26 protein-coding genes are annotated in these 21,985 nt (G+C 47.8%); 16 read left to right on the top strand and 10 right to left on the bottom strand.

Annotation, left to right across the window (positions count from 1 at the left end):
• The first annotated feature begins 66 nt into the window (after nucleotides 1-66).
• Together H7F15_RS03585 and H7F15_RS03580 are read left to right on the top strand one after the other, a co-directional pair.
• Nucleotides 67-897, top strand: coding sequence for an AraC family transcriptional regulator (locus tag H7F15_RS03585; protein ID WP_185195591.1), 831 nt, complete (start codon nucleotides 67-69; stop codon nucleotides 895-897).
• 74 nt (nucleotides 898-971) lie between these two features.
• Nucleotides 972-1,601 carry a DUF417 family protein gene (locus H7F15_RS03580; RefSeq protein ID WP_185195590.1) on the top strand — a complete coding sequence of 210 codons (630 nt, stop codon included), beginning with the start codon at nucleotides 972-974 and terminating at the stop codon, nucleotides 1,599-1,601.
• Nucleotides 1,602-1,609: 8 nt separating this feature from the next.
• On the opposite strand, the gene H7F15_RS03575 is transcribed toward H7F15_RS03580, so the two are convergent.
• Both H7F15_RS03575 and mtgA read right to left on the bottom strand, forming a co-directional pair.
• Nucleotides 1,610-2,095, bottom strand: a complete 486-nt coding sequence (locus H7F15_RS03575) for a DUF4440 domain-containing protein (protein ID WP_255481066.1) — start codon at nucleotides 2,093-2,095, stop codon at nucleotides 1,610-1,612.
• A complete protein-coding gene (mtgA, locus tag H7F15_RS03570; protein WP_185195589.1) occupies nucleotides 2,079-2,819 on the bottom strand; it encodes a monofunctional biosynthetic peptidoglycan transglycosylase in 741 nt (246 codons plus the stop codon). The genes H7F15_RS03575 and mtgA overlap by 17 nt, the downstream gene beginning before the upstream one ends.
• 146 nt (nucleotides 2,820-2,965) lie before the next feature.
• On the opposite strand from mtgA, the gene H7F15_RS03565 reads away from it, so the two are divergent.
• The gene (locus tag H7F15_RS03565) at nucleotides 2,966-3,601 is read left to right on the top strand and encodes an LON peptidase substrate-binding domain-containing protein (RefSeq protein ID WP_185195588.1); all 636 of its coding nucleotides are present in this window, start codon (nucleotides 2,966-2,968) and stop codon (nucleotides 3,599-3,601) included.
• A gap of 75 nt (nucleotides 3,602-3,676) precedes the next feature.
• Entirely contained in the window at nucleotides 3,677-4,906 is a 1,230-nt protein-coding gene (locus H7F15_RS03560) for a metallophosphoesterase (protein ID WP_185195587.1), read from the top strand.
• Nucleotides 4,907-4,908: 2 nt separating this feature from the next.
• Here H7F15_RS03560 and H7F15_RS03555 read toward each other — a convergent pair whose 3' ends face one another.
• Entirely contained in the window at nucleotides 4,909-5,820 is a 912-nt protein-coding gene (locus H7F15_RS03555) for a diacylglycerol kinase family protein (RefSeq protein ID WP_185195586.1), read from the bottom strand.
• Nucleotides 5,821-6,577: 757 nt separating this feature from the next.
• Between H7F15_RS03555 and H7F15_RS03550 the strand changes: the two genes are divergently transcribed.
• Nucleotides 6,578-6,775: a hypothetical protein gene (locus H7F15_RS03550; protein WP_185195585.1), complete on the top strand. Its 198-nt coding sequence runs from the start codon at nucleotides 6,578-6,580 to the stop codon at nucleotides 6,773-6,775.
• 76 nt (nucleotides 6,776-6,851) lie between these two features.
• On the opposite strand, the gene H7F15_RS03545 is transcribed toward H7F15_RS03550, so the two are convergent.
• Entirely contained in the window at nucleotides 6,852-7,601 is a 750-nt protein-coding gene (locus tag H7F15_RS03545) for a murein L,D-transpeptidase catalytic domain family protein (RefSeq protein WP_255481065.1), read from the bottom strand.
• 306 nt (nucleotides 7,602-7,907) lie between these two features.
• Between H7F15_RS03545 and H7F15_RS03540 the strand changes: the two genes are divergently transcribed.
• The gene (locus H7F15_RS03540; RefSeq protein WP_185195583.1) at nucleotides 7,908-8,309 is read left to right on the top strand and encodes a hypothetical protein; all 402 of its coding nucleotides are present in this window, start codon (nucleotides 7,908-7,910) and stop codon (nucleotides 8,307-8,309) included.
• A 15-nt stretch (nucleotides 8,310-8,324) separates the two neighbouring features.
• On the opposite strand, the gene H7F15_RS03535 is transcribed toward H7F15_RS03540, so the two are convergent.
• The gene (locus H7F15_RS03535; protein ID WP_185195582.1) at nucleotides 8,325-8,708 is read right to left on the bottom strand and encodes a hypothetical protein; all 384 of its coding nucleotides are present in this window, start codon (nucleotides 8,706-8,708) and stop codon (nucleotides 8,325-8,327) included.
• Between the two features lie 302 nt (nucleotides 8,709-9,010).
• Between H7F15_RS03535 and H7F15_RS03530 the strand changes: the two genes are divergently transcribed.
• Nucleotides 9,011-9,241 carry a hypothetical protein gene (locus H7F15_RS03530; RefSeq protein ID WP_185195581.1) on the top strand — a complete coding sequence of 77 codons (231 nt, stop codon included), beginning with the start codon at nucleotides 9,011-9,013 and terminating at the stop codon, nucleotides 9,239-9,241.
• Nucleotides 9,242-9,309: 68 nt separating this feature from the next.
• On the opposite strand, the gene H7F15_RS03525 is transcribed toward H7F15_RS03530, so the two are convergent.
• Nucleotides 9,310-9,768 carry a DUF4199 domain-containing protein gene (locus tag H7F15_RS03525; RefSeq protein WP_185195580.1) on the bottom strand — a complete coding sequence of 153 codons (459 nt, stop codon included), beginning with the start codon at nucleotides 9,766-9,768 and terminating at the stop codon, nucleotides 9,310-9,312.
• Nucleotides 9,769-9,783: 15 nt separating this feature from the next.
• Nucleotides 9,784-10,254, bottom strand: coding sequence for a DUF4199 domain-containing protein (locus H7F15_RS03520; protein ID WP_185195579.1), 471 nt, complete (start codon nucleotides 10,252-10,254; stop codon nucleotides 9,784-9,786).
• A gap of 325 nt (nucleotides 10,255-10,579) precedes the next feature.
• Here H7F15_RS03520 and H7F15_RS03515 point away from each other — a divergent pair, with 325 nt between their 5' ends.
• Both H7F15_RS03515 and H7F15_RS03510 read left to right on the top strand, forming a co-directional pair.
• On the top strand, nucleotides 10,580-12,205 hold the full coding sequence (locus H7F15_RS03515; protein WP_185195578.1) for an ABC-F family ATP-binding cassette domain-containing protein: 1,626 nt from the start codon (nucleotides 10,580-10,582) through the stop codon (nucleotides 12,203-12,205).
• Nucleotides 12,206-12,211: 6 nt separating this feature from the next.
• Nucleotides 12,212-12,937 (top strand): hypothetical protein, encoded by a 726-nt coding sequence (locus tag H7F15_RS03510; RefSeq protein WP_255481064.1) that lies wholly within the window; start codon nucleotides 12,212-12,214, stop codon nucleotides 12,935-12,937.
• 81 nt (nucleotides 12,938-13,018) lie between these two features.
• Here H7F15_RS03510 and H7F15_RS03505 read toward each other — a convergent pair whose 3' ends face one another.
• Complete coding sequence (locus H7F15_RS03505; RefSeq protein ID WP_162345496.1) at nucleotides 13,019-13,168, bottom strand: lmo0937 family membrane protein; 150 nt, start codon at nucleotides 13,166-13,168, stop codon at nucleotides 13,019-13,021.
• A gap of 68 nt (nucleotides 13,169-13,236) precedes the next feature.
• Nucleotides 13,237-13,389 carry a lmo0937 family membrane protein gene (locus tag H7F15_RS03500; protein ID WP_162426218.1) on the bottom strand — a complete coding sequence of 51 codons (153 nt, stop codon included), beginning with the start codon at nucleotides 13,387-13,389 and terminating at the stop codon, nucleotides 13,237-13,239.
• A 407-nt stretch (nucleotides 13,390-13,796) separates the two neighbouring features.
• On the opposite strand from H7F15_RS03500, the gene H7F15_RS03495 reads away from it, so the two are divergent.
• The gene (locus tag H7F15_RS03495) at nucleotides 13,797-14,690 is read left to right on the top strand and encodes a 3-hydroxyacyl-CoA dehydrogenase family protein (protein ID WP_185195577.1); all 894 of its coding nucleotides are present in this window, start codon (nucleotides 13,797-13,799) and stop codon (nucleotides 14,688-14,690) included.
• 143 nt (nucleotides 14,691-14,833) lie between these two features.
• On the opposite strand, the gene H7F15_RS03490 is transcribed toward H7F15_RS03495, so the two are convergent.
• Complete coding sequence (locus H7F15_RS03490) at nucleotides 14,834-15,646, bottom strand: 2,3,4,5-tetrahydropyridine-2,6-dicarboxylate N-succinyltransferase (RefSeq protein ID WP_185195576.1); 813 nt, start codon at nucleotides 15,644-15,646, stop codon at nucleotides 14,834-14,836.
• A 51-nt stretch (nucleotides 15,647-15,697) separates the two neighbouring features.
• On the opposite strand from H7F15_RS03490, the gene H7F15_RS03485 reads away from it, so the two are divergent.
• From H7F15_RS03485 to H7F15_RS03460, 6 genes are all read left to right on the top strand, one after another.
• Complete coding sequence (locus tag H7F15_RS03485) at nucleotides 15,698-16,825, top strand: glycosyltransferase (RefSeq protein WP_185195575.1); 1,128 nt, start codon at nucleotides 15,698-15,700, stop codon at nucleotides 16,823-16,825.
• Between the two features lie 88 nt (nucleotides 16,826-16,913).
• The gene (locus tag H7F15_RS03480) at nucleotides 16,914-17,912 is read left to right on the top strand and encodes a 3-oxoacyl-ACP synthase III family protein (RefSeq protein WP_185195574.1); all 999 of its coding nucleotides are present in this window, start codon (nucleotides 16,914-16,916) and stop codon (nucleotides 17,910-17,912) included.
• Between the two features lie 110 nt (nucleotides 17,913-18,022).
• The gene (locus H7F15_RS03475; protein ID WP_185195573.1) at nucleotides 18,023-18,679 is read left to right on the top strand and encodes a metal-dependent transcriptional regulator; all 657 of its coding nucleotides are present in this window, start codon (nucleotides 18,023-18,025) and stop codon (nucleotides 18,677-18,679) included.
• A gap of 8 nt (nucleotides 18,680-18,687) precedes the next feature.
• Complete coding sequence (locus H7F15_RS03470; RefSeq protein ID WP_185195572.1) at nucleotides 18,688-19,623, top strand: metal ABC transporter solute-binding protein, Zn/Mn family; 936 nt, start codon at nucleotides 18,688-18,690, stop codon at nucleotides 19,621-19,623.
• Nucleotides 19,624-19,635: 12 nt separating this feature from the next.
• Nucleotides 19,636-20,424: a metal ABC transporter ATP-binding protein gene (locus H7F15_RS03465; protein WP_185195571.1), complete on the top strand. Its 789-nt coding sequence runs from the start codon at nucleotides 19,636-19,638 to the stop codon at nucleotides 20,422-20,424.
• Nucleotides 20,425-20,612: 188 nt separating this feature from the next.
• Nucleotides 20,613-21,896 (top strand): iron chelate uptake ABC transporter family permease subunit, encoded by a 1,284-nt coding sequence (locus H7F15_RS03460; RefSeq protein ID WP_185195570.1) that lies wholly within the window; start codon nucleotides 20,613-20,615, stop codon nucleotides 21,894-21,896.
• Nucleotides 21,897-21,985: the final 89 nt, after the last annotated feature.

The raw sequence follows: 21,985 nt of genomic DNA, 5'->3' as shown, positions 1-21,985 counted from the left end.
CTATTTTTCAACCTGCTATAGTTGCAGTCTTTTCAGGAAACCGGGCGCCGGGAAAGTAAAGTACTTATGATCACCGAACAGGAAATAGCCATCCATACAAACACCGGCACTGATTTTCTGCAGCCCTACAAAACTGCTTTTTATCAGATCCTGTTGTTTAAAGGTAAAGGCACCTTTATAGTTGACTTTACAGAATACACTTTCTCCGGCAATACCATCCTGTTCCTTACCCCATACCAATGCCTGCAATGGAAGTCCGGGGAAGAAGCAAGCATTTATCGGCTTTCGTTTCATGGTGACTTTTACTGCATCGAGTACCACAAAAAAGAGGTGGCCTGCAACGGGCTGCTATTCAACAATATTTACTTAGCTCCACACCTTAGCATCAGTGGCACACTTTACAATGAGATTGCCGACCTGTTCCGGAAAATTGAAACTGAAAAAAGTGCGGGCAATGCGTTCTCCGAAGCTATCCTGAAAGCTTATCTGCAGCTGATTCTGGCCCTTTGCAGCAAAGAGAAAAGCATTCACCTGAAAACCACACAGCCCGAAACGATAGCGCTGCAGGACCAGTTTCAGTTTCAGGAGCTGCTGGACAAGCATTTTATTCAGGAACGGAGCCCTGCCTTTTACGCTGCCAAAGCCCGCTTATCGACCAATGCCTTCGGAAAATACATCCGGAAACAGTACGGCAAAACGCCTACCCAGCTTATACAGGAAAGGGTGATTTTAGAAGCAAAAAAGCTCCTGCACCTCACCCACAAATCGGTGAAGGAAATTGCGGCTGAGCTACATTTTGAAGATGAGTTCTACTTTAGCCGGTATTTCAAGAAGAGTGTCGGGTTGTCTCCCCTGCATTACCGCGACGAGGTAGGTATCTCTATTGTGGCGAAATAATCTATGGATAAGCCTTTTCTGTCCATTTCTGCCGCCCGGCTTATGCCCTAAGTTTGTAGTAAAAAAAACTGCAAATGGAAAAGCTCTTAAAGCTGCTGGCTGTAAACCAATCGAACTTCATACATTTTATCCGGATTTCCATCTTTGTTGTGATGGCCTGGATAGGCGGGCTGAAGGCATTTCAGTATGAGGCTGATGGAATTGTACCGTTCGTAGCGAACAGCCCGTTCATGTCCTTTTTCTACAGCAAAGATGCGCCGGAGTATCAGCAATATAAAAACCCGGAAGGCAAGACCGTTCAGAGAAATGTGGACTGGCATGAGGCAAACAACACCTATATTTTCTCTTATGCCTTAGGCGCTGTTATTATCACGATAGGCACCCTGACGCTGCTGGGTATCTGGCTGCCTGCTACCGGAGTTGTCGGCGGGCTTTTAACGTTCGGGATGTCGCTGGTAACGTTGTCTTTCCTGATCACGACTCCCGAAGTGTATGTGCCCAACCTCGGCGGCGATTTCCCGACGCCACAATTCGGCTTCCCTTATTTATCGGGGGTCGGGCGACTGGTGCTGAAGGATATTATTATGATGGCGGGCGGACTTATAGTTGCATCGGATTGTGCCGCTAGGATGCTGGCAAAAAGAAAACCCCTGCAGCTGAAAAAGTACTGGCGTAACTATAGCAATCTACACCCTTTGCAGTAAGTTAGTACTTAACTTGAGTGATCAGCCACGATCTTCCAGCCATCGGCAAAGCGCTGGAAGATGACCGAAAAATGGCCTTCTAAATTGCCTTTGGCTGGTTCGCGCTGCAAGTGCCACTTGCCAACTACCAGTATGTTGTCCGACGACAGCTGGCGTACTTCTTTCAGGTCAAAGTTCAGCTTGCCCATAGCCGCTACATCGGGGTAACGGCGTTTATAGTTGTCTAGGGTCTGCTGCCAGCCATAGGTCAGCCCGCTTTTGCCAACGAACAACAGCGAGTCCGATTTCCAGTAGCCCTCCATGTAACACTCCAGGTCGCCGTTGCTCCAACAGGCAGCCTGGTCGGCCAATACCTGTTTAACCTGTGCAACAGCATCAGGCTGAACTATAGTTTGCTGCTGCGAATCTGCGACAGACTTGGCCGGCTGGCAACCTGCCATTATAAACTGCAGCCCGAAGGCGGCAACTATAAGAAAGTTAGTTCTGAGCTTCATTATGGGCTGGTAGTATAGTTTTGATGTAAGTGGTGCCACCTAAACGCCCCATGGCCCGTGCAATACGGCCACGTTTGCGCAATACAAACCCACTCGGGTTTTTAGCGCTGTATTTTATCGGGTTCGGTAGTACTGCCGCCAGCAAGGCCGCCTGCTGTCGGCCCACATCCTTGGCAGATTTTTTAAAATACAGCTGGCTGGCAGCTTCAACGCCAAATACACCATCACCCATTTCAGCAATGTTCAGGTACACTTCCATAATGCGTTGCTTGCCCCAGATCAGCTCTATCAGTACGGTAAAATAAGCTTCTACAGCTTTGCGCAGGTAACTACGGCCATGCCACAGAAATACGTTCTTGGCCACCTGCTGGCTGATGGTGCTGCCACCGCGTATGTTGCCGCCTTTCCGGTTGCGTTTAAAGGCATCAACTATAGCTTCCATATCAAAGCCGTTATGCAGCAGAAACAACTGGTCTTCGGAAGCCACCACCGCCAAAGGCAACTGCTCCGACATTTCATCCAGGTCCACAAATCTATAGTTGATGGTCGGGTCGTTTTTATCGGCTTTACCTGCTTCGGCGCGGCGCTTTACCATGTGCAGCGTAGTAGGCGGATCTATCCATTTATACAGCAACACCCAGGCAATGCTCAGCAGAAAAAGGCTGAGAACCAACTTCACAAATACTATTTTTACAGTGCGCAGGCCAATACGCTTCTTACTCATAAAAGCTTTCCAGATTGAGGGCGCAAAGGTATAGTATTCGCCGGATTTTTTCCGGTTAAATTTAGACCTTACTCAACTGCAGCGTGCAGGCCATACGTAAGGGTTATTAAACTTAACCATTTGGCTGTAACTTAATAAGCAATACAATGTCAGAGTACCTGCCCTTATTTCCGTTAAATATTGTGGTATACCCCGGCGAAAAGCTGAACCTGCATATTTTTGAACCCCGCTACAAACAACTGGTGCTCGATTGTGTGCAGCAGGGCAAAACTTTTGGCATCCCTCCTTTCATTAAAAATGCTGTTGGCAACTATGGCACCGAAGTAACGATATTAAGCATTGAGAAGAAATACGACAACGACGAAATGGATATCCGCAGCAAGGGTATCCGCACATTTAAGATCGTCAGCTTTGATAAGACTGCACCGGGCAGGTTATACGCCGGCGGCGAAGTGGAAACTATAGTTTATGAAAACGACGAAGACATCATCACCAAGACCCGCATAAAAGAGCTGATGCAGCAACTATACGACGTGTTGGGTTTAATGAGCCTGGCAAATAACCTGACAGATGATTTCACCAGCTTTACCATTGCCCACCAGCTTGGCCTGAGCCTGGAACAGGAATACACCTTGCTGCAGATACAACGCGAAAGCGACCGGCAGGAGATCATCCTGCAGCACCTCGAAAACATTTTGCCCATCGTGCAGGAAACCGAACGCCTGAAGGAAAGAATAAAACAGAACGGCCACTTCAAATCCCTGAAACCACCGGAGTTTTGATTAATGACGAATGAATAATGATGAAAGAATAAAACCTTCAAAACTTTTTAACTTACTAACTTTCTTACTTCATCCATGCTTTTATACTTCCTGATCATAGTGCCAACGCTTTTCACGGCTTACCTGCTCTTTAGTTACTGGCAGGAAAGGAAGTACCGGCGCAAACCGTACTATAAACTTGCCGATGTGGGCTGGCGCCAATCACAGCTTCCTCCCGACTCGGGAAAAGTTTACTCCTTGGCTATGCTGGGTGATGTAGGCGCGGTAGCCACCAACGGTTCTGATCCGGTACTGACTTATTTTGAACGCTGGCAGCAGGAAAATGCGGAAGCAGGTATGGCGGTATTTCTGGGAGATAACCTGTACCCGGTAGGCCTGCCGCCCGAAGGACACCGGCACCGCGCAATGGCTGAAACCCGCCTGCAAACCATACTGAACCAACTTCAGCAGTACAATACTCGCTGCACTTTTTTGAGCGGCAACCACGACTGGAACAAAGGCCGCCCCGACGGATACCAGTATATGCTGCGCCAGGAAAAATATATTGTAGAGGCCCTGCAAAACCCGGAAAGCTACCTACCAGCCCACGGCTGCCCCGGCCCTGTAGCCATACAACTTACAGAAGGTCTGCTGCTGCTCGTGATAAACACCCAATGGTGGGTACAACGCGGCGAAAAACCGTTAGGCAAAAAATACAACTGCCCTTACGCCGATATCGAGGAATTCTACATCAACCTGAACAACCTGCTGCGCAGGAACCGGCACCAGCGTATAGTTGTAGCAGGCCACCACCCGCTTTACAGCAACGCCCTGCATGGCGGTAAATTCACCATCAAGCAACATGTGTTCCCGCTTACGGCAGCGCACAAACGCTTCCTTATACCCTTGCCGATACTGGGCTCCCTGTACCCGTTCTACCGCAAGTTTTTCGGGGCGAATGAAGATATGTCGCATAAGCGGTACAAGAAAATGCGCAAACGGCTGCTACAGATCTTTCACCGGTATCAGAACATTATTTACGTTGCCGGCCACGACCACAACCTGCAATATTTCGAAAAGCGCGGCAATCACTATCTGGTTAGCGGCTCGGGCAGTAAAACAGCGTTCGTTAAAAAAGGCGGCAGTTCCACGTTTGCTTTAGAGCAGCCCGGGTTTATCGTGCTCAATTATTACTACACCGGTGAAATATGGCTGGAAATACACGTGGTACCAGCTCCCAACAGCGGTGCAGCACCTGGCACAGGCGAGGTAATCTTCCGGAAAAAGCTGGAAAGTATAGTTGTGCCGCAGCAGGCCGAAGTGTAAGCTTATGCAGCATCCGGGTCGGGTGCCGGTAGCAGCACTTTCAGGCTTTTCGGTTTTATATGGATACGTACTTCCGTTCCCAGCTCTACCGGCTCACCGTCAATGTGCATCACTTCGTGGTCTGTGTTGTAAATGGTGGCGCTCCTGCAAGTTAGTTTTCGGGTGTAAACAGAGGTATCAATGCTATCAGTGTATAGCTTGTACAGGATGCCGATGCCGGCTGTTTTCGGGAAACGTTCGATCAAACAGATCTCGAAGCGGCCATCGTTCAGAATACCCGACGGGTTAATGGCCGCGTTGCTACCGAAGGCATTGGCGTTGGCTATAGTTACCATAAACGCCTCGCCTTCAAAATGCTCGTTGTCGGTTTCGATGCGGTAAAACTTTGGTTCATAACTCAGGTATTCCTGCAGCGCGATCCAGGCATAGGCGCCCGGCCCTCGACTCTCTCCTTCGCTGAAACGCTTTACAACCAGCGCATTAAAACCCAGATCCGCCAGGTGAATGGAGGGCTGCCCGTTTATGTCCAGTGTATCGATGTTGCGCACCGTGTGCCGATAGATCAGTTCCAGGGCATCTTCTGTATCCTGTGGTATATGCAGGTCTTTGGACAGGCCGTTGCCCGAACCCAGCGGAATTATACCCAACGGTATGTTCCGATCGATCAGCAAAGCGCCTACCATGCTTACCGTGCCGTCGCCGCCGACCGCAAACACTGCCTCCGCCCCTTTTTCGGTTATCAGTTCCTTCACTTGCTGGCTGTCCTGGTGGCCGGTGGTGGTATAAATGTGGTACCGGATGTCATGTTCCCTGCAGATCTCTTCTATTTGCTCTACCAGGTCGGTTTTGTCTATATCTCCGGCGATGGGGTTTATCACAAAAAGGATGTTTTCAGGTGATCCGGTCTGCTTCATCAGGGTGAAGTTATAGTTGGTGATGGTTCTGATACGATGAAATTAAGGAATAGATAGGGCACAAAAAAAACTAACCTGCGGGTTAGTTTTTTCTGCAGCCACCGGAAGGCGGCTATAGTTAAATCAGTTATCTTCCTGACTTAGATCCGGATGAACCAGAGCCGCTGCCTGAAGATTTTGATGAAGAGCCTGATGATGAGCCTGAAGCGCCACCAGAGCTTTTTGAAGTAGTTGATTTGTTAGCACTTGTTTTAGCAGAGGTTGACGAAGACGATCCGGACTTCGAAGAACCACCTTTCTGATTGTCGTTTTTAGTAGCCATTATAGTTAGCTTACAAGTTTAAGTTTGTTTTTAATAAAGCAAGTATGCCCGCAGCAGAACTGCGTAAAGGGAAGCGATTGCAGTAAACTGCAGTTTTCTTATACATTAAGTTTTTCGGAAAGTTTTGTTTTATGCCTGCTTTTTGAACATTTTCTATGAGATGAGCCCATCCGGAAGCCCTTCGGGCCACACTTCTTGCATTGCCTGTGGTACGCTAACTATAGACAGAATGCAATCGAGTGGTAACTAACTCTATCAGAAAACTTTTGATCCACCAGTACGAAGCAGTTAGTGCAGCAACTATAGGCAATTATAGCCCTGCAACCACGCCCTGCACATTTTACGCGTAAACTGCTATACCTAACTATAGGATTATCGTATTACCTGTACGCAGGCTACTGATGCGGTAGCCCACTGAACCAAAACATAGAAACTATGAATATGAAAAGAACCTTTGGCGCCCTGCTTACCATACTGGGTATTATCGGTATTATTTGGGGGGCATACGCCTTCCTGATGGGTGGCGATGGCGCAGCGGTGGGTAAATATACATCCGCCATTCCGTTCATTATCGGTCTCATCTTTTTCTTTGCCGGCATCAGCCTGGTGAAGACCACCAAAGATCAGACATAAGTAGTACTCATTAAAAAACAGAAAAGCCTCTGCCGTTAAGCAGAGGCTTTTCTGTTTCTATAGTTTCAGCCAACTTTCAGATAGTGATGCTGTTGTCTGGCATGCCGGCTGCAAAAGTCTCTACGGCCTTCTCCATATCCAGGAAATCTGAACTATAGGTTTTATCATTATGATGCACAAAAAGTACGGTCTCGTCTTTAATTACATCTATCACTTCTTTTGAAATTTCGCGCGGTAAAGCCGGGCAACCAAGGCTTCGGCCAAGGCGGCCATATTGCTTAATAAAGTCGGCAGTGGCGTAATCGGCACCGTGTACAACTATAGCCCGTTGCATGGCATTGGTATTAAAGCCTTTATCCATGCCTTGCAGGCGCAGCGACAGGCCATGCTTGCCATAGTACGTTTTATCGGTCACGTAAAAGCCGAGGCTGCTCATATACGAGTTTGGCTGGTTCGAGAACTTAGTGGCTTTGTCGTTGCCAGTGTTGCGGCCGTGTGCTACCAGCGTGTTAAAAAGTACTTTTCTGGCATGCAGGTCTATCACCCACAGACGCTCCTCGCGGCTCGATTTGGTGAAATCAACCACCGTAAGGATAGATTTTGAAGGAGAGATAAGTGCACGCTGCTTCAGGTTCACAAACCCGATGTACGCTTTTTTAAACACCGGGAAAGAAAGGCCTTTGTTCTGCAGGTCCGCATCGCGGTATAGTTGCTCCAGGTGACTGGCAAAGGCAAGTTCTTTTTTCTCGTATGTCAGGTTCTCGTTAAGGGCCGTTGCACTTTCAGTAGCTGTGTTGGTGATGCCCACAGGCCTGGTAGTTGCCATGGGCGAGTTGAAAGATAATAAGCTAAGTGCAAGCAGGGAAATAGCTGATCTAAGCATAGTTTAGTGAGCTTCTTGTTTACGCAATTAGTTTTTTAACAGGCAAAACTATAAAAATCGTTCCGGAGGAGGTGAAAAAGAGTCCGGCCCGGGAGCTCCAAAAAGTATAATGCATTTCTGTATTTAGTTCAACGTCAAGCCATTGCTCATTAGTATATAGAGGCTACTGTAGGCACTTAAAAAGTAAAAAACAGCCCATAGCAACATGTTAGATGGCAGGTATAACAAGGATTATAGTTAATTTGCAGCATGAAAAAGCTGAACACCCTCCTGGTTATAGTTACCTGCCTGCTGACAGTGGCCTGCAGCACCCCTGAAAGTTTAAAAGGATTTGATAGCGATAGCTGGAAAGCAGATAAGAATGCCTGCAAAGGCGAGCGCGGCAACCTGACACCGGAGTTCGAAAAGATCCGGAAAGAGCTGTATGGCAAAAAGGAATATGTGGTACGAAACGTTTTGGGCAAGCCGGACAAGGAAGACCTGTTGAAGCGCAGCCAGCGCATTTACTATTACTACTTAGAGCCCGGTTCGCAATGCACGGATGCCACTACCCTTTCGGATGCTTTCCGCGCGGAGGTACGCATCAACTCGCTGGGCAAGGTTTCGGAAATAACGTACAATTACCCTGATAAAGTAAAAAAGCCCGAATAATTCGGGCTTTTGCTTTTAGTCGTTTCCAAGTTCGGTGAGGTGGAGCATGTTCTGCCTGCCTTCCAGTTCCAAAAACCTGCTTAGTTGTTCGGGTTTCAGTACTTTCATCAGTGCCTTGTCGTTCTGCAGATGCACCTTCTGTACAGCCAGGTAGTACTGGTCGCCCTGCTCCGATTGCTGCAACTGCTGGTAGCGCTGTTCGTTCAGGAGCTGCACTTCTTTTTGTTGTTCTTCTGTCAGATTTAATTCCCGGGTCATTTCAAGGGTAAGCAATGTTGGTCCCGCTACTTCCACGGACAGCACTTTTTTATCAAGCCCGTCATCTCCTCTGGTAATTCGCTGTGCAAAACCTGAAGAAGCTGTCAGGCCAAGGGCAACTATAAGTATAAAAAATTTCATAGGGTTTACTGTTAGTCTGTGTGTACTACACAAGGTGTTACAAGCTACTTGAACGGAAAACCCGCCTACAGGTTGGCCTGTTTTAGTATATTTTTTATATCCTATATTTTAGCAATTGCACTGTTTTAAAATCTGTAAATATGATTTTTCCATATTCTATCACTAAAGTATAAAGAAAATAGTATATAAAACCGGATAATGGTAACATACCTGTTACTTAGGGGTATATAAAAAACATAATTCCGGTTTAGTATTTTAACAAGCAGTATGCAGCCGCGTGCAGCGGTTTAAGAACGTCACGTATGAGAACAGAGAACTATAACCCCAGCTCGCTTGAGGTAGACTTTGCAAAAGCATTTCATGACCTGAGCCCGCAGATAGAACATAAGATTGGCAGAGGCCAGGTAATAGCTATAAAATCAGAACACAACATCGACAACCCGCAACTCACCTTCCGGATACAGGATAACGAGGGCGACCTGCACGAGGTAGTGGTCAAGATCATTCAGCGACCCGACAACTTCGTAAAATAGAGAAGAAAAAGGTTTTAAAAGCATAAAACCCGCAGTTGTTAGCGCTGCGGGTTTTTATTTGTAGTAAGTTATAAGTTGCCTGGTATGGCATGGTCCTGTCTTTTAAAGAACTGCATGGCTATAAACCCGATCATGGCCCCGGAAATAACGCCTTCCATCATCAGCACCATAAAAATTACAATGCCCGGCGTTGTAGCGATCCGCTCCCCCAGCATCTGGTCTTCCGAGATCACGCGAAGCAGCGAATCGTCGAAGCCTTTGATATACACGAGCATGAAGACCGAAAAGAGCAAGGTAGCGACAAGCGATGTCAGGAAAGCTGTGGCAAGCCCTTTCAGGTACCCGATGTGCCCATGCATCATGCGTTTGTAAGCCCGCAGCACCAGTACAATACCAATAGCCAGCACAATGGCGTTAAAGAAACGCAGTTCCAGGATGTGCGACAGCCCGATCAGGCGCATCAGCAAAAAATAGCCAATAAGACCAAGGGCCGTTAAGACTCCGTACTTCAGGCTCAGCTTTTCCATAACTATAGTTGCCGGTTATACTCGTTCTGTTACCGAATGATCGGCGCGTTTAAACCACTGCATGGCAATAAAGGCCAGCCAGAAACCAGGCCATGAACCATAGATGATGGTTAAAGCAAACAAGGCCAGCAGCGAAATGCTTTTCGGGAAGTAAGCACTTGCCTGCAGGTGAGCCAGGTAAGTAGAGTCGAATACGCCGATGTACAACACCAGGAACAAAGCCAGAATAGTGGATGAAACCACGCCTACAGTTGCACCAATGGCCAGCCCCTGAAAGTAGTTGATCTCACCATTTTTGGCCCGCTTGAAATTCGAAATTGCTACCACAATGCCTATAACCAGAAAAATTGAACTCAGGAAAGACAGTTCAACGATGTCGTGCAGGCCCAGCAGCCCCATCAGCAGGAAATAAACAATGTGCGCTATACCAACCAGTATACCATACTTTAATGATACTTTCTGATATGTTATTCTTCCTATAGCCATTTTTATTATACGTTTAGGGTAAATCAATTAATATACTAACAATGAACAGTTTGGCGCTACATTTGGTTAAGATAGAAGCATTACGGCACTACCTGGTAGCCGCAAACTGAAATATTATTTAAACTATATACTAAAGAAGTTGGGGTGGCGTTGTGCTTTGCAGCATATATTTTTCAGATTACAGCTGCAAACCATTGACCATAAACGCCTTACAACAACACTACGCTGCGGGGCCGCCAAAAGCAAAAAGCAGCCTGTAGTCAAACCCGACTTTTATTTTGTAGTTTTGCAACAAGGATCAATTTTAATTCTCTAACACAAAGGCATGATCAGTACTAACAATGTAAGCCTGCGGTATGGCAAGCGCACATTATTTGAAGATGTAACTATAAAATTTGTACCCGGTAACTGCTATGGCCTGATAGGCGCAAACGGCGCGGGTAAATCAACTTTCCTGAAGATATTATCAGGTGAAATTGAGCCAAATACAGGTTCAGTGGAGATTCCTGCCAAAGCGCGCCTGGCCGTGTTAAAGCAGAACCACTTTGCCTACGATGAGTTTCCGGTACTGCAGACAGTGATTATGGGCCACAAGCGCCTGTTTGATATTATGCAGGAGAAGGATGCGATTTATGCCAAAGCTGATTTTACAGAAGCCGATGGCGAGCGCGCTGCCGAACTGGAAGGCGAATTTGCCGACATGGAAGGCTGGAATGCTGAGTACGAAGCTGCTGAATTGCTGAGTGGCCTGGGCATTGGTGAGCACCTGCATTACTCGCTGATGAAAGACCTGAGCGGTAGCGAGAAAGTACGTGTGCTTTTGGCGCAGGCGCTTTTCGGTAACCCCGACATCCTGCTGCTCGATGAGCCTACCAACAACCTGGATGCCGAATCGATCATGTGGCTGGAGAACTTCCTGGATAACTTCCAGAACACGGTTATAGTTGTATCGCACGACCGCCACTTCCTGGATGCCGTTTGTACGCACGTGGCCGATATTGATTTCGGAAAGATAAAAATGTATGCCGGTAACTATAGTTTCTGGTACGAGTCGAGCCAGCTGGCCCTGAAACAGCGCGCCGATGCCAATAAAAAGACAGAAGACAAACGCAAGGAACTGGAGGAATTCATCCGCCGTTTCAGCGCCAATGCTTCCAAATCAAAGCAGGCTACTTCGCGTGCCAAGCTGTTAGAGAAACTGACGGTAGATGATATTCAGCCATCGTCACGTAAGTACCCTTACATTGCCTTTAAGCCGGAGCGTGAAGCAGGTAACCAGTTACTGCATGTAGAGAACCTGAGCAAGTCTGTGGAAGGCCAGCCGATCTTTACGGATGTCAGCTTTATGGTAGACAAAGGCGACAAGATCGCGATACTTGGCCGTAATGACGTGGCCGCTACCCTGTTCTTTAAGATCCTGGCCGGCGAAGAGCAGGCTGATACCGGAGAATTTAAATGGGGTACTACGATAAATGCCGCATTCTTCCCGAAAGACAACGCCGAGTACTTTAACACTGACCTGAACCTGGTAGACTGGCTGCGTCAGTATTCTGTAGAGAAAGACGAAAGCTTTATCCGTGGTTTCCTGGGTCGTATGTTGTTCTCTGGCGAAGAGTCGCTTAAGAAAGCGAACGTACTATCGGGTGGTGAAAAAGTGCGCTGTATGTTCTCTAAAATGATGCTGCAGTCCGGTAACTTCCTGGTAATGGATGACCCTACCAACCACCTGGACCTGGAATCGATCACGGCGCTGAACAACTCGCTGAAAGACTTTGATGGAACTGTTCTGTTCGCTTCGCATGACTTACAGTTTGTAGATACTATAGCTAACCGCATTATCGAGCTGACACCAAATGGCATGATCGATAAGCGCATGACCTACGAAGAGTACCTGCAGGACGACAACATCCGCGAACTGCGCAAAAAAATGTACCAGACAGCTACCGTATAAATAAATATGTCAGCTAAACCGACTCCTCTGTTTGCAAAGTGCCTGCTGGCACTTTGCTTTTTTGTGCTCTGCACATTAGGCGCCAATGCCCAGGTAGAGCCCGATACTGTAAAACGGAAGCCATCGTTGCCAACGGGCCCTCCGGGTAGCGAGAAGCCGGTTTACACGCCAAAGCCAAAACCGCAGCCAGAAGTACAGCCTAAACCGCCGGTACAAACACAGCCGCAGGCCGAGAAACCACAACAGGACGAGGAAGAACAGGAACGCTTTATTGACAGACTATATTTCGGAGGCAGCCTGGGTCTGCAGTTTGGCTCATACACCAATATTTCGCTGCTGCCTATACTTGGCTACCGCCTCACCGACCGGCTTAGCGCGGGCGTTGGAGCAGTGTATCAGTATGTGAAAGATGGCCCTTATTCAATGAACAACTATGGCGGGCGCGTGTTTGCGCAGGTAGAGGTAGTGGATATCGGGGATGGGGCCTTGCTGGCACATGCCGAAGCCGAAACGCTCAGCCTGGAATACCTTTATCTGAACAGCAGCCGGACGGCAATTTTAAAGGACCGCAAGACACTGGTAATGCCGATGTTTGGAGCAGGATACCGCCAGCGTATCTCCGACAAAGCCTCTTTTGACCTGCTGCTGCTTTATAATGCGAACAATGATCCGGTAAACCCTTATAGTAACCCCGTTATCAGGGCAGGTATAAACTTACCTTTCACGCGTTAAGCATACAGCCAGCATCAAAAACAAAAGGACTGCCTTACGGGGCAGTCCTTTTGTTTTTAAAGGTTCAGATCAAGAGTGGCGTTAGCCCCTTATGAGGCGTAACAGCACCATGATAACGGCGATTACTAATAGAATGTGGATCAGGCCGCCTACAGCATCAGGGAAGCCCAAGAAACCGATCAGCCAGAAAATCACAAGGATAACTGCTATAATATACAATAAATTTCCCATAGTTTTAATTGTTTAATGAAGTGGTAATGTTCTCTGTTTTATGTATTAACGTGTTTTTTAATTCCAGGTTAAACTCCCCGGATCAGGCGTAGCAGTACGGCAATTACAGCCAGTACCAGTAACACATGTATGATACCTCCAACGGCATCCGGAAATCCTAAAAAGCCGATCAACCAAAAAATGATCAGCACCACGGCGATAATATAAAGTAAGTTTCCCATAATAAGAGTCTTTTAGTAAAGCAATCCACTGCACTCACTCTGAACACAGCGTTGTTGCACTTTTTTGTTTAAGCTTGTACGCATATATATCATAAAAGATTTATTAAAATCATACTTTTTACGACCGGACGCAGAAGACCAGTTGCGGAGTCATTTGTAACCCTCACCAGCTGCCAGCCTATAAATCCCTCATATACAGCCGCATTATTTCCTCTTAACAAAAACTTGCACTGGTAAATAAATTGAGTTGAAAAGAAACTACAGGTATACCAACTATAGCTGAAGCAGCGATTACATTGATTTCAGGTTTTTTGAAGTATGCCAAGATTAGCTTGATTAGCCCCAAAGAATAACAGATTTTCTTTTAGCTTTGTATACTTTTCAAACCTTACGAATTCGCAACCCCTATGAAGAAAATAGCAGTTATCGGCTCAGGCACTATGGGCAACGGTATAGCACACGTGTTTGCACAAAATGGTTTCCAGGTAGCGCTGGTTGATATTTCGCAGGAAGCCCTGAACAAAGCACTGGGTACTATTGCCAAAAACCTGGACCGCATAATAGCCAAAGGCAACCTGACCGAAGAGCAGAAAACACAGACATTAGGCAACGTCACTACTTATACCAGCATGCAGGAAGGCGTGCAGGATGTAGACCTGGTGGTAGAAGCCGCCACCGAAAATGTGGACCTGAAACTGAAAATCTTCCGCGACCTGGACAGCTTTACTAAACCTGAAGCAATCCTTGCCAGCAACACCTCCTCTATCTCAATTACCAAAATAGCCTCGGTTACAACCCGCCCGGATAAAGTAATTGGCATGCACTTCATGAACCCGGTACCGGTTATGAAACTGGTTGAAGTGATCCGTGGCTACTCAACTACTGATGAGGTAACTCAGCAGATCATGGAGCTATCGAAGCAGTTAGGCAAAATTCCGGCGGAAGCGAACGATTACCCGGGTTTTGTGGCAAACCGCATCCTGATGCCGATGATCAATGAAGCCATCTATAGTTTATATGAAGGCGTTGCCGGTGTAGAAGAGATTGACACCATTATGAAATTAGGCATGGCGCATCCGATGGGCCCGCTCCAGTTAGCTGACTTTATTGGTCTGGATGTATGCCTTTCGATCCTGACTGTGCTGCACGACGGCTTTGGCAACCCGAAATACGCCCCTTGCCCGCTACTGGTAAACATGGTACAAGCTGGTCACAAAGGTGTAAAAACCGGCCAGGGATTTTATAGCTGGACACACGGCACCAAAGACCTCATCGTTGCCGACCGCTTTAAAAAGAAATAACAGTATACAGTTAGCAGTAAATAGTTATCAGTGATCAATTTACTGATGCTCATAAATAAGAAGGCCTTTGCTATAGTTGCAAAGGCCTTCTTCTTTTAAAAAACTGTTAACTGATTACTGCTAACTGTTCACTGTTCACTGTATTACACTGCTACCGCATTATCGCGCAGGGCGTCGTTCAGGGATGTTTTCAGGTCGGTGCTTTCTTTACGCTGGCCAATGATCAGGGCGCAAGGGACCTGGAAGTCGCCTGCCGGGAATTTTTTGGTATACGAACCCGGAATAACAACAGAACGCGGTGGTACATAACCTTTGTATTCCTTCGGTTCGCTGCCTGTCACGTCGATAATCTTAGAACTTCCGGTTATAGTTACACCGGCACCAATCACCGCTTCACGGCCAATGCGGCAACCTTCCACCAGTATACTTCTCGATCCGATAAAGGCATTGTCTTCGATGATAACCGGGGCAGCCTGAACTGGCTCCAGCACGCCACCCAGACCAACGCCACCGCTCAGGTGTACGTTCTTGCCAACCTGTGCACAGCTACCTACGGTTGCCCAGGTATCCACCATGGTTCCTTCGCCTACATAAGCGCCAATGTTCACGTAAGACGGCATCATTATAACGCCTTTCTCCAGGAACGAACCATAACGCGCAATAGCGTGAGGCACAACACGCACACCCTGTGCGGCATAGTTCGTCTTCAGCGCAATTTTATCATGAAACTCAAAAGGACCTACTTCTATGGTTTTCATGGCTTGTATCGGGAAGTACATCAGCACGGCTTTCTTCACCCACTCGTTTACCTTCCACTCGTCGCCATTCGGCTCTGCAACGCGCAGTCTGCCTTTGTCAAGTTCTTCTATTACAGCGCGTACTGCATCTACTGTAGCCTGTTCTTTTAACAGGTCTCTGTTTTCCCAGGCCTGTTCTATTATCGTCTGAAGCGCCATCTAAAAATATAGTTGATGTTGAATAATGCGTAAAAGTATTAAATTTAACCGATGTCTGAAAAGAGAATTCTGCTGGCCTCGTTGCTAAAACCCGTGAACGACACCCGTATGTACGGCAAGTTGGGGCTATCGCTGTGCAAACTACCAGGGGTCCAGGTGCATATAGCAGGCTTCTCAGCTCCTATTCCGGGTAATGCACAGGCCAACCTGAACTTCCACCCCATCTTTTCCTTTAAAAGGCTCAGCTTAAACCGTTTTATAGCCCAGCGCCGGTACTGGCAACTGCTGCAAACTATAAAACCCGACCTGCTTATAGTTTGCACACACGAGTTGCTGCTTACCAGTTGGTTTTATTGCAAACGCTATAGTTGCAAACTGATCTACGATGTGCAGGAAAACTATAGTTTAAACCTGACCGCACAGAAAGCCTATAACCCAGTATTGAAAAGAGTATTAGCCGCAGGCGTACGAACAATAGAAAACCTTACCGCACCAACTATAGCGCACTTCTTTTTAGCCGAGAAAAGCTACGCCAACGAAATCCCTTTTATAGATGAGCGCTATACCATTCTCGAGAACAAGTATAAACGAACTGCAAACTATAGCCCAAGGCCAACACCGGTAAAGCTAAACCCGGGGCCGGTAAAACTACTTTACTCCGGTACCATAGCCGGCATCTATGGCATTTTTGAAGCTATCGGGCTGGCTGAACAGTGGCACAACTATAACCCGCAGGTAACACTTACCATTATCGGTTACTGTGCGCACAAGCCAACCCTGCAACAGTTGCAACAAACTATAGCCGGCAAACCTTACATTACCCTGATCGGTGGCGACCAACTTGTACCGCATCCGGAGATACTACAGGCTATAGCAACACACGATATCGGGCTGCTGCCTTACCAGCCAAACGAAAGCACGTTCCGCTGCATCCCTACCAAACTATACGAGTATATGGCATATGGCCTGCCTATCCTGATGCAGCAAAACAAATTATGGAATGACATCCTGACAGCATATACCGCAGGCTTAACTATAAACTTTAACAACTATAGCTTTCATACTTTAGAATCAGACATATACACCAAAATCTTCTATAGTTCTGGCATCCCTGAAATGGTGTTCTGGAACACAGAAGAGCAGAAAATTCTACCAATTTTAAAGTCGGTTTTAAGCTAATTTCAAAAACCAATAATTTTAAATTTATTTTTAGACGTATCTAAATATCAACAAAAGCAGTATATTTGAAAACCAAACAACTATAACTATGCGCAATTCAAAAATAGCCGGTGTAGGCCACTATGTGCCTGAAACAGTAGTTACCAACCAGGACCTGGAGAAACTGATGGAAACTTCAGATGAATGGATACGGGAACGCACAGGTATAGTGGAGCGTCGTTACTTTAAAGAAGGAACCGACACTACAGCTAACATGGGTGCCAATGCCGCCCGCATGGCCCTCAAAAATGCAGGCCTCGAAGCTTCTGACCTCGATATGATCATTTTCGCCACCCTGAGCCCGGATTATGTATTCCCTGGTTCCGGTGTGCTGTTGCAGCGCGAGCTTGGCCTGAAAGAAATACCAGCCCTGGATGTTCGTAACCAGTGCTCCGGCTTTGTGTATGCCCTTTCGGTAGGCGACCAGTTCATCAAGACGGGTATGTACAATAACGTACTGGTGGTAGGCTCCGAGATCCATTCCAGCGGTCTCGATTTCTCTACCCGTGGCCGTAACGTATCGGTTATTTTCGGTGATGGCGCCGGTGCCGTAGTACTCACCCCTTCCGAGAGCACAGACCGTGGCATATTAAGTACACACCTGCACGCCGACGGTGAATTCGCTGAAGAGCTGGCCACCCTTGACCCGGGCAGCAACAAGAAAAACCGCCTGACGCATGAGATGATCGATGAGGGCACTATTTTCCCGCACATGAACGGTAACATGGTGTTCAAGCATGCCGTTACCCGCTTCCCCGAGGTGATTGAAGAAGCACTTAACAAGAACGGCTACAAGGCATCTGATATTGACATGCTTATACCGCATCAGGCTAACCTTAGAATAACTTCCTATATCCAGCAGAAAATGGGCTTGTCGCCGGATAAAGTGATGAGCAATATCCATAAGTATGGTAACACTACGGCAGCGTCTGTACCATTGGCTCTAAGCGAAGCCGTGCAGGAAGGCCGCATCAAGGAAGGTGACCTGGTATGTATGGCAGCCTTCGGAAGCGGCTTTACCTGGGCATCCGCCCTCATCCGTTGGTAAGTTTAACGATTTGGAAATTTGAAGATGTGAAAATTTGAAAATTGAATAACTCATAATCAAGTATAGCTCATCTTCAAATTTCCTCATTTTCAAATCTTCAAATTAGAAAAGTGCATAGCTTCACAGAAGAGAACTACATCAAAGCGATCTATAAGCTTTCGGGGAATGGCCGGGATGGCGTAAACACCAATGCCATTGCCGACGCACTGGATACCCGTGCTGCCTCAGTTACTGATATGCTGCGCAAGCTCAGTACCAAAGGACTGGTAGATTATGTGAAGTACAAAGGTGTGTCACTGACGGAAGCCGGTGAGCGTATAGCCCTGCAGGTGATCCGGAAACACAGGCTGTGGGAGGTTTTTCTGGTAGAAAAGCTGCGGTTTAACTGGGATGAAGTACACGAAGTAGCCGAGGAACTGGAACATGTAAGCTCGGAGCTGCTTACCCGCCGGCTGGATGAGTTTCTGGGCTATCCGCAGTTTGACCCACACGGCGACCCGATCCCATCTGAAAGCGGGGAACTGAAACTGAAGCCCCAGAAGCTGCTTGCCGAGATGGACGTGCAGGACTCCGGTGTGGTAGTAGGCGTAAATGATTCGCAACCTTTGTTCCTGCAGTACCTCGACAAGATGGGCATTTTCCTGGGCGCTAAAGTTAAAGTACTGGACAAGATCCCTTATGATAGCTCTCTGGAGATCAGCATCGAAAACAAAAAGAACCTGGTCGTATCAAGCGAAGTAGCGCGTAATATTTTCCTGTCGGCTTAGCCTCCTGTATGAAAGCGTTCTACCGTTCTCTTCTGCCCTTGCTCCTGCTGTGCCTGCTGTGTTTTGGCTGCGCGCAAACTATAGACAAAGGCCCTGTGCCTGAGGGGAAGAAAATGTACGTGGTAACAACTACGGGTATCCTGGCTGATGCTGTCAGAAATATAGTAGGCGATGCTGCAACCGTAGATGCCATTATGGGCAGCGGCGTAGACCCGCACCTGTACAAGGCCACACAGGGCGACCTGCAGAAACTGACCGATGCAGATGCTATAGTTTACAATGGCCTGCACCTGGAGGGCAAAATGGGTGAAGTACTCGGCAAGCTCGACCGCTTTAAAACCGTTATAACAGCCAGCGCAGGTATCCCGGAGCAGCAACTGCTGCGTTCCCAGGCCTTTGCCGACAGCCACGATCCACATATCTGGTTTTCGGTACCGCTCTGGCAGCTGGTAGTGCAGCACCTGACTACTGAACTACAGCAAAAAGACCCCCAAAATGCCGACCTGTATGCCCGCAATGCAAAAGCCTACCTGCAGCAACTAAACGAACTGCACAACTACACCAAACAGGCCATAGCCACAATACCCGCCAGCCAGCGCACCCTGATAACAGCGCACGATGCGTTTGGCTACTTTGGCAGAACTTATGACATAGATGTTCGCGGTCTGCAGGGCATCTCTACCGTTTCAGAATTTGGTTTGCAGGATGTGTCGGGTCTGGTAAACTTTATAGTCAGCCATAAAATAAAAGCCGTGTTTGTGGAGTCCTCGGTTTCGCCAAAAGCTATTGAGGCGGTGGTGATCGGGAGCCGGCAGAAAGGACATACCATTCGCATTGGCGGCACGCTTTACTCAGATGCGCTGGGCGAAGCGGGCACTCCGGAAGGCACTTACATCGGCATGGTACGGCACAATGTAGATCAAATAGTATCCGCTTTAAAATAAACATCTTACCTCATGATACTTCAAGTAGATAATCCGGTAGTAGAAGTGCACGATTTAACGGTAAGTTACGACCGAAAACCCGTGCTCTGGGGCGTGGATCTTACCTTGCCCGCGGGCTCTCTGGTAGGTGTGATCGGGCCGAACGGCGCCGGAAAATCTACCCTCATCAAAGCCATCATGAACCTGTTGCCGGCCAGCAGCGGCTATGTACGCATCTTTAACGAACCTATAAAACAGGTACGCAAGCGTATCTCTTATGTACCGCAGCGCGAGTCCGTGGACTGGGATTTTCCGGCATCGGTGTTTGATGTGGTGCTGATGGGCCGCTATGGCAACCTGGGCCTGTTCAAAAGGCCCCGTAAGGCGGACAAGGATGCGGCCATGCAGGCCCTGGAAAAAGTAGGGATGCAGGGTTTTGCCGAACGGCAGATCTCACAACTATCGGGCGGGCAGCAGCAGCGTGTGTTCTTGGCAAGGGCACTGGCCCAGAATGCCGACATCTACTTTATGGATGAGCCTTTTGCCGGTGTAGATATTGCTACCGAGACTGCAATTATAGAATTGCTGCGAACCATGCGTGCACAAGGCAAAACTGTTATAGTTGTGCACCACGACCTGCAATCGGCGAGCCAGTATTTTGACTGGGTGGTTTTGCTGAACATGCGCCTGGTAGCCTCCGGCCCTACCGAACAGGTACTGACACAGGAATTACTGGAACAAACCTACGGCGGCAAGTTAACAGTTCTCAGCAAAGTAGGCGACCTGCTTCAAAAACAACAGTTTCCGGCAAGAGAAAGATGAAAGCTAGAGAAGTTAGAAAGTTTGGAAGTTATAAAGTTATAAGGTTGGAGTGTATAGAAATTCTAATTGGCAACAAAGCTATAGTTTGAGCTCAGCATTACTGGTTCTAAACAGACCCACTATCAACAATCTAACCATTAACAATTTAACCATTCAACAATTAACTACCATCAACCAACAACTATAGCATGAGCGATTTTTTAGAGTTCTTTTCGTTTGCAGATGCCAACATACGGTATGTAACGCTGGGCTCTGTATTGCTGGCCAGTAGTTCGGCAGTGGTGGGTTGCTTTACACTGCTTCGTAAACGTGCGCTCGTCGGCGATGCGGTGGCACATGCGGTGCTGCCCGGTGTCTGCCTGGCTTTTATCCTGTCGGGTACCAAAAACCCTTTTATACTTTTGATCGGGGCTTTTGTAACCGGCTGGATCTCGCTTGTAACTATAGACTATATCACATCCCGCTCGCGCATTAAAGAAGACACCGCCATTGGCCTGGTACTTTCTGTTTTCTTCGGCATCGGTATCCTGCTGCTTACATCCATTCAGCATTCCGGAAACGCTGCCCAGAGCGGGCTTGATAAATTCCTGTTTGGCAAAGCGGCCTCCCTGGTTGGCGAAGACCTGATCGTTTTCAGTGCGGTGGCAGTGCTGTTGCTGGTAACTACACTCCTGTTTTACAAAGAACTGAAGCTGCTTTGTTTCGATGAAGTGTACGCTAAAAGTATCGGTTTCCCGGTGCGGTCGCTGGAACTGCTGCTGACAACCTTAACCGTGTTTGCGGTAGTGGTGGGCATACAGGCGGTAGGTGTGGTGCTGATGGCAGCCATGCTGATTACCCCTGCCGCCGCTGCCCGTTTCTGGACCGAGCGCCTGGGTGTTATGTTAGTGTTGGCTGCTCTGATCGGTGCCTTTTCAGGGATAAGTGGTGCTTTTGTTTCGTATACCGCTCCTGCTATGCCAACAGGTCCCTGGATCGTACTGATCGTGTCGATGATAGCGATTATGTCTTTTGCCCTTGCCCCGGGGCGTGGGTGGATTGCCCGCCTGCTGCGCCAGCGCCGTAACGAAGCCCGTATTCTGGAAGAAAACCTGCTGAAGTTATTTTACCAGTTAGGCGAGCAGCAGGAAGACTATTACAGTAACCGCACCCTGGCCAGCATCCTGGAAAGAAGAAACATCCCTAAAAAACGAGCTTTAAGGGGACTGAAAAAGCTCAAGCGCCAGGGCTATATCACCCGTCACCCGGAAGGCTGGGCGCTGACCGCTGAAGGCGAGACGCGTGGGAAGCGTGTGGTGCGCCTGCACCGTTTGTGGGAACTATACCTAACGCAGTACCTGCAACTTGCCAGCGACCATGTACACGAAGACGCCGAAACTATAGAACACATCATTACACCGGAACTGGAACAGAAACTGATGGAAGAGCTCAACTACCCGGCCCTGGACCCACACCAAACGCGGATTCCGTAGGAATCCGAATTATGAATTAGAAATTATAAATTATGAATGGAAATATTAAGACTATAAACGAATAACCATCAACAATTTAACAATCAACA

Source organism: Pontibacter sp. Tf4, assembly GCF_014212495.1.
Classification (GTDB): Bacteria; Bacteroidota; Bacteroidia; order Cytophagales; family Hymenobacteraceae; genus Pontibacter.
Note: the sequence above shows the minus strand (reverse complement) of the source record. Positions and strands in the feature narration are given on the sequence as shown.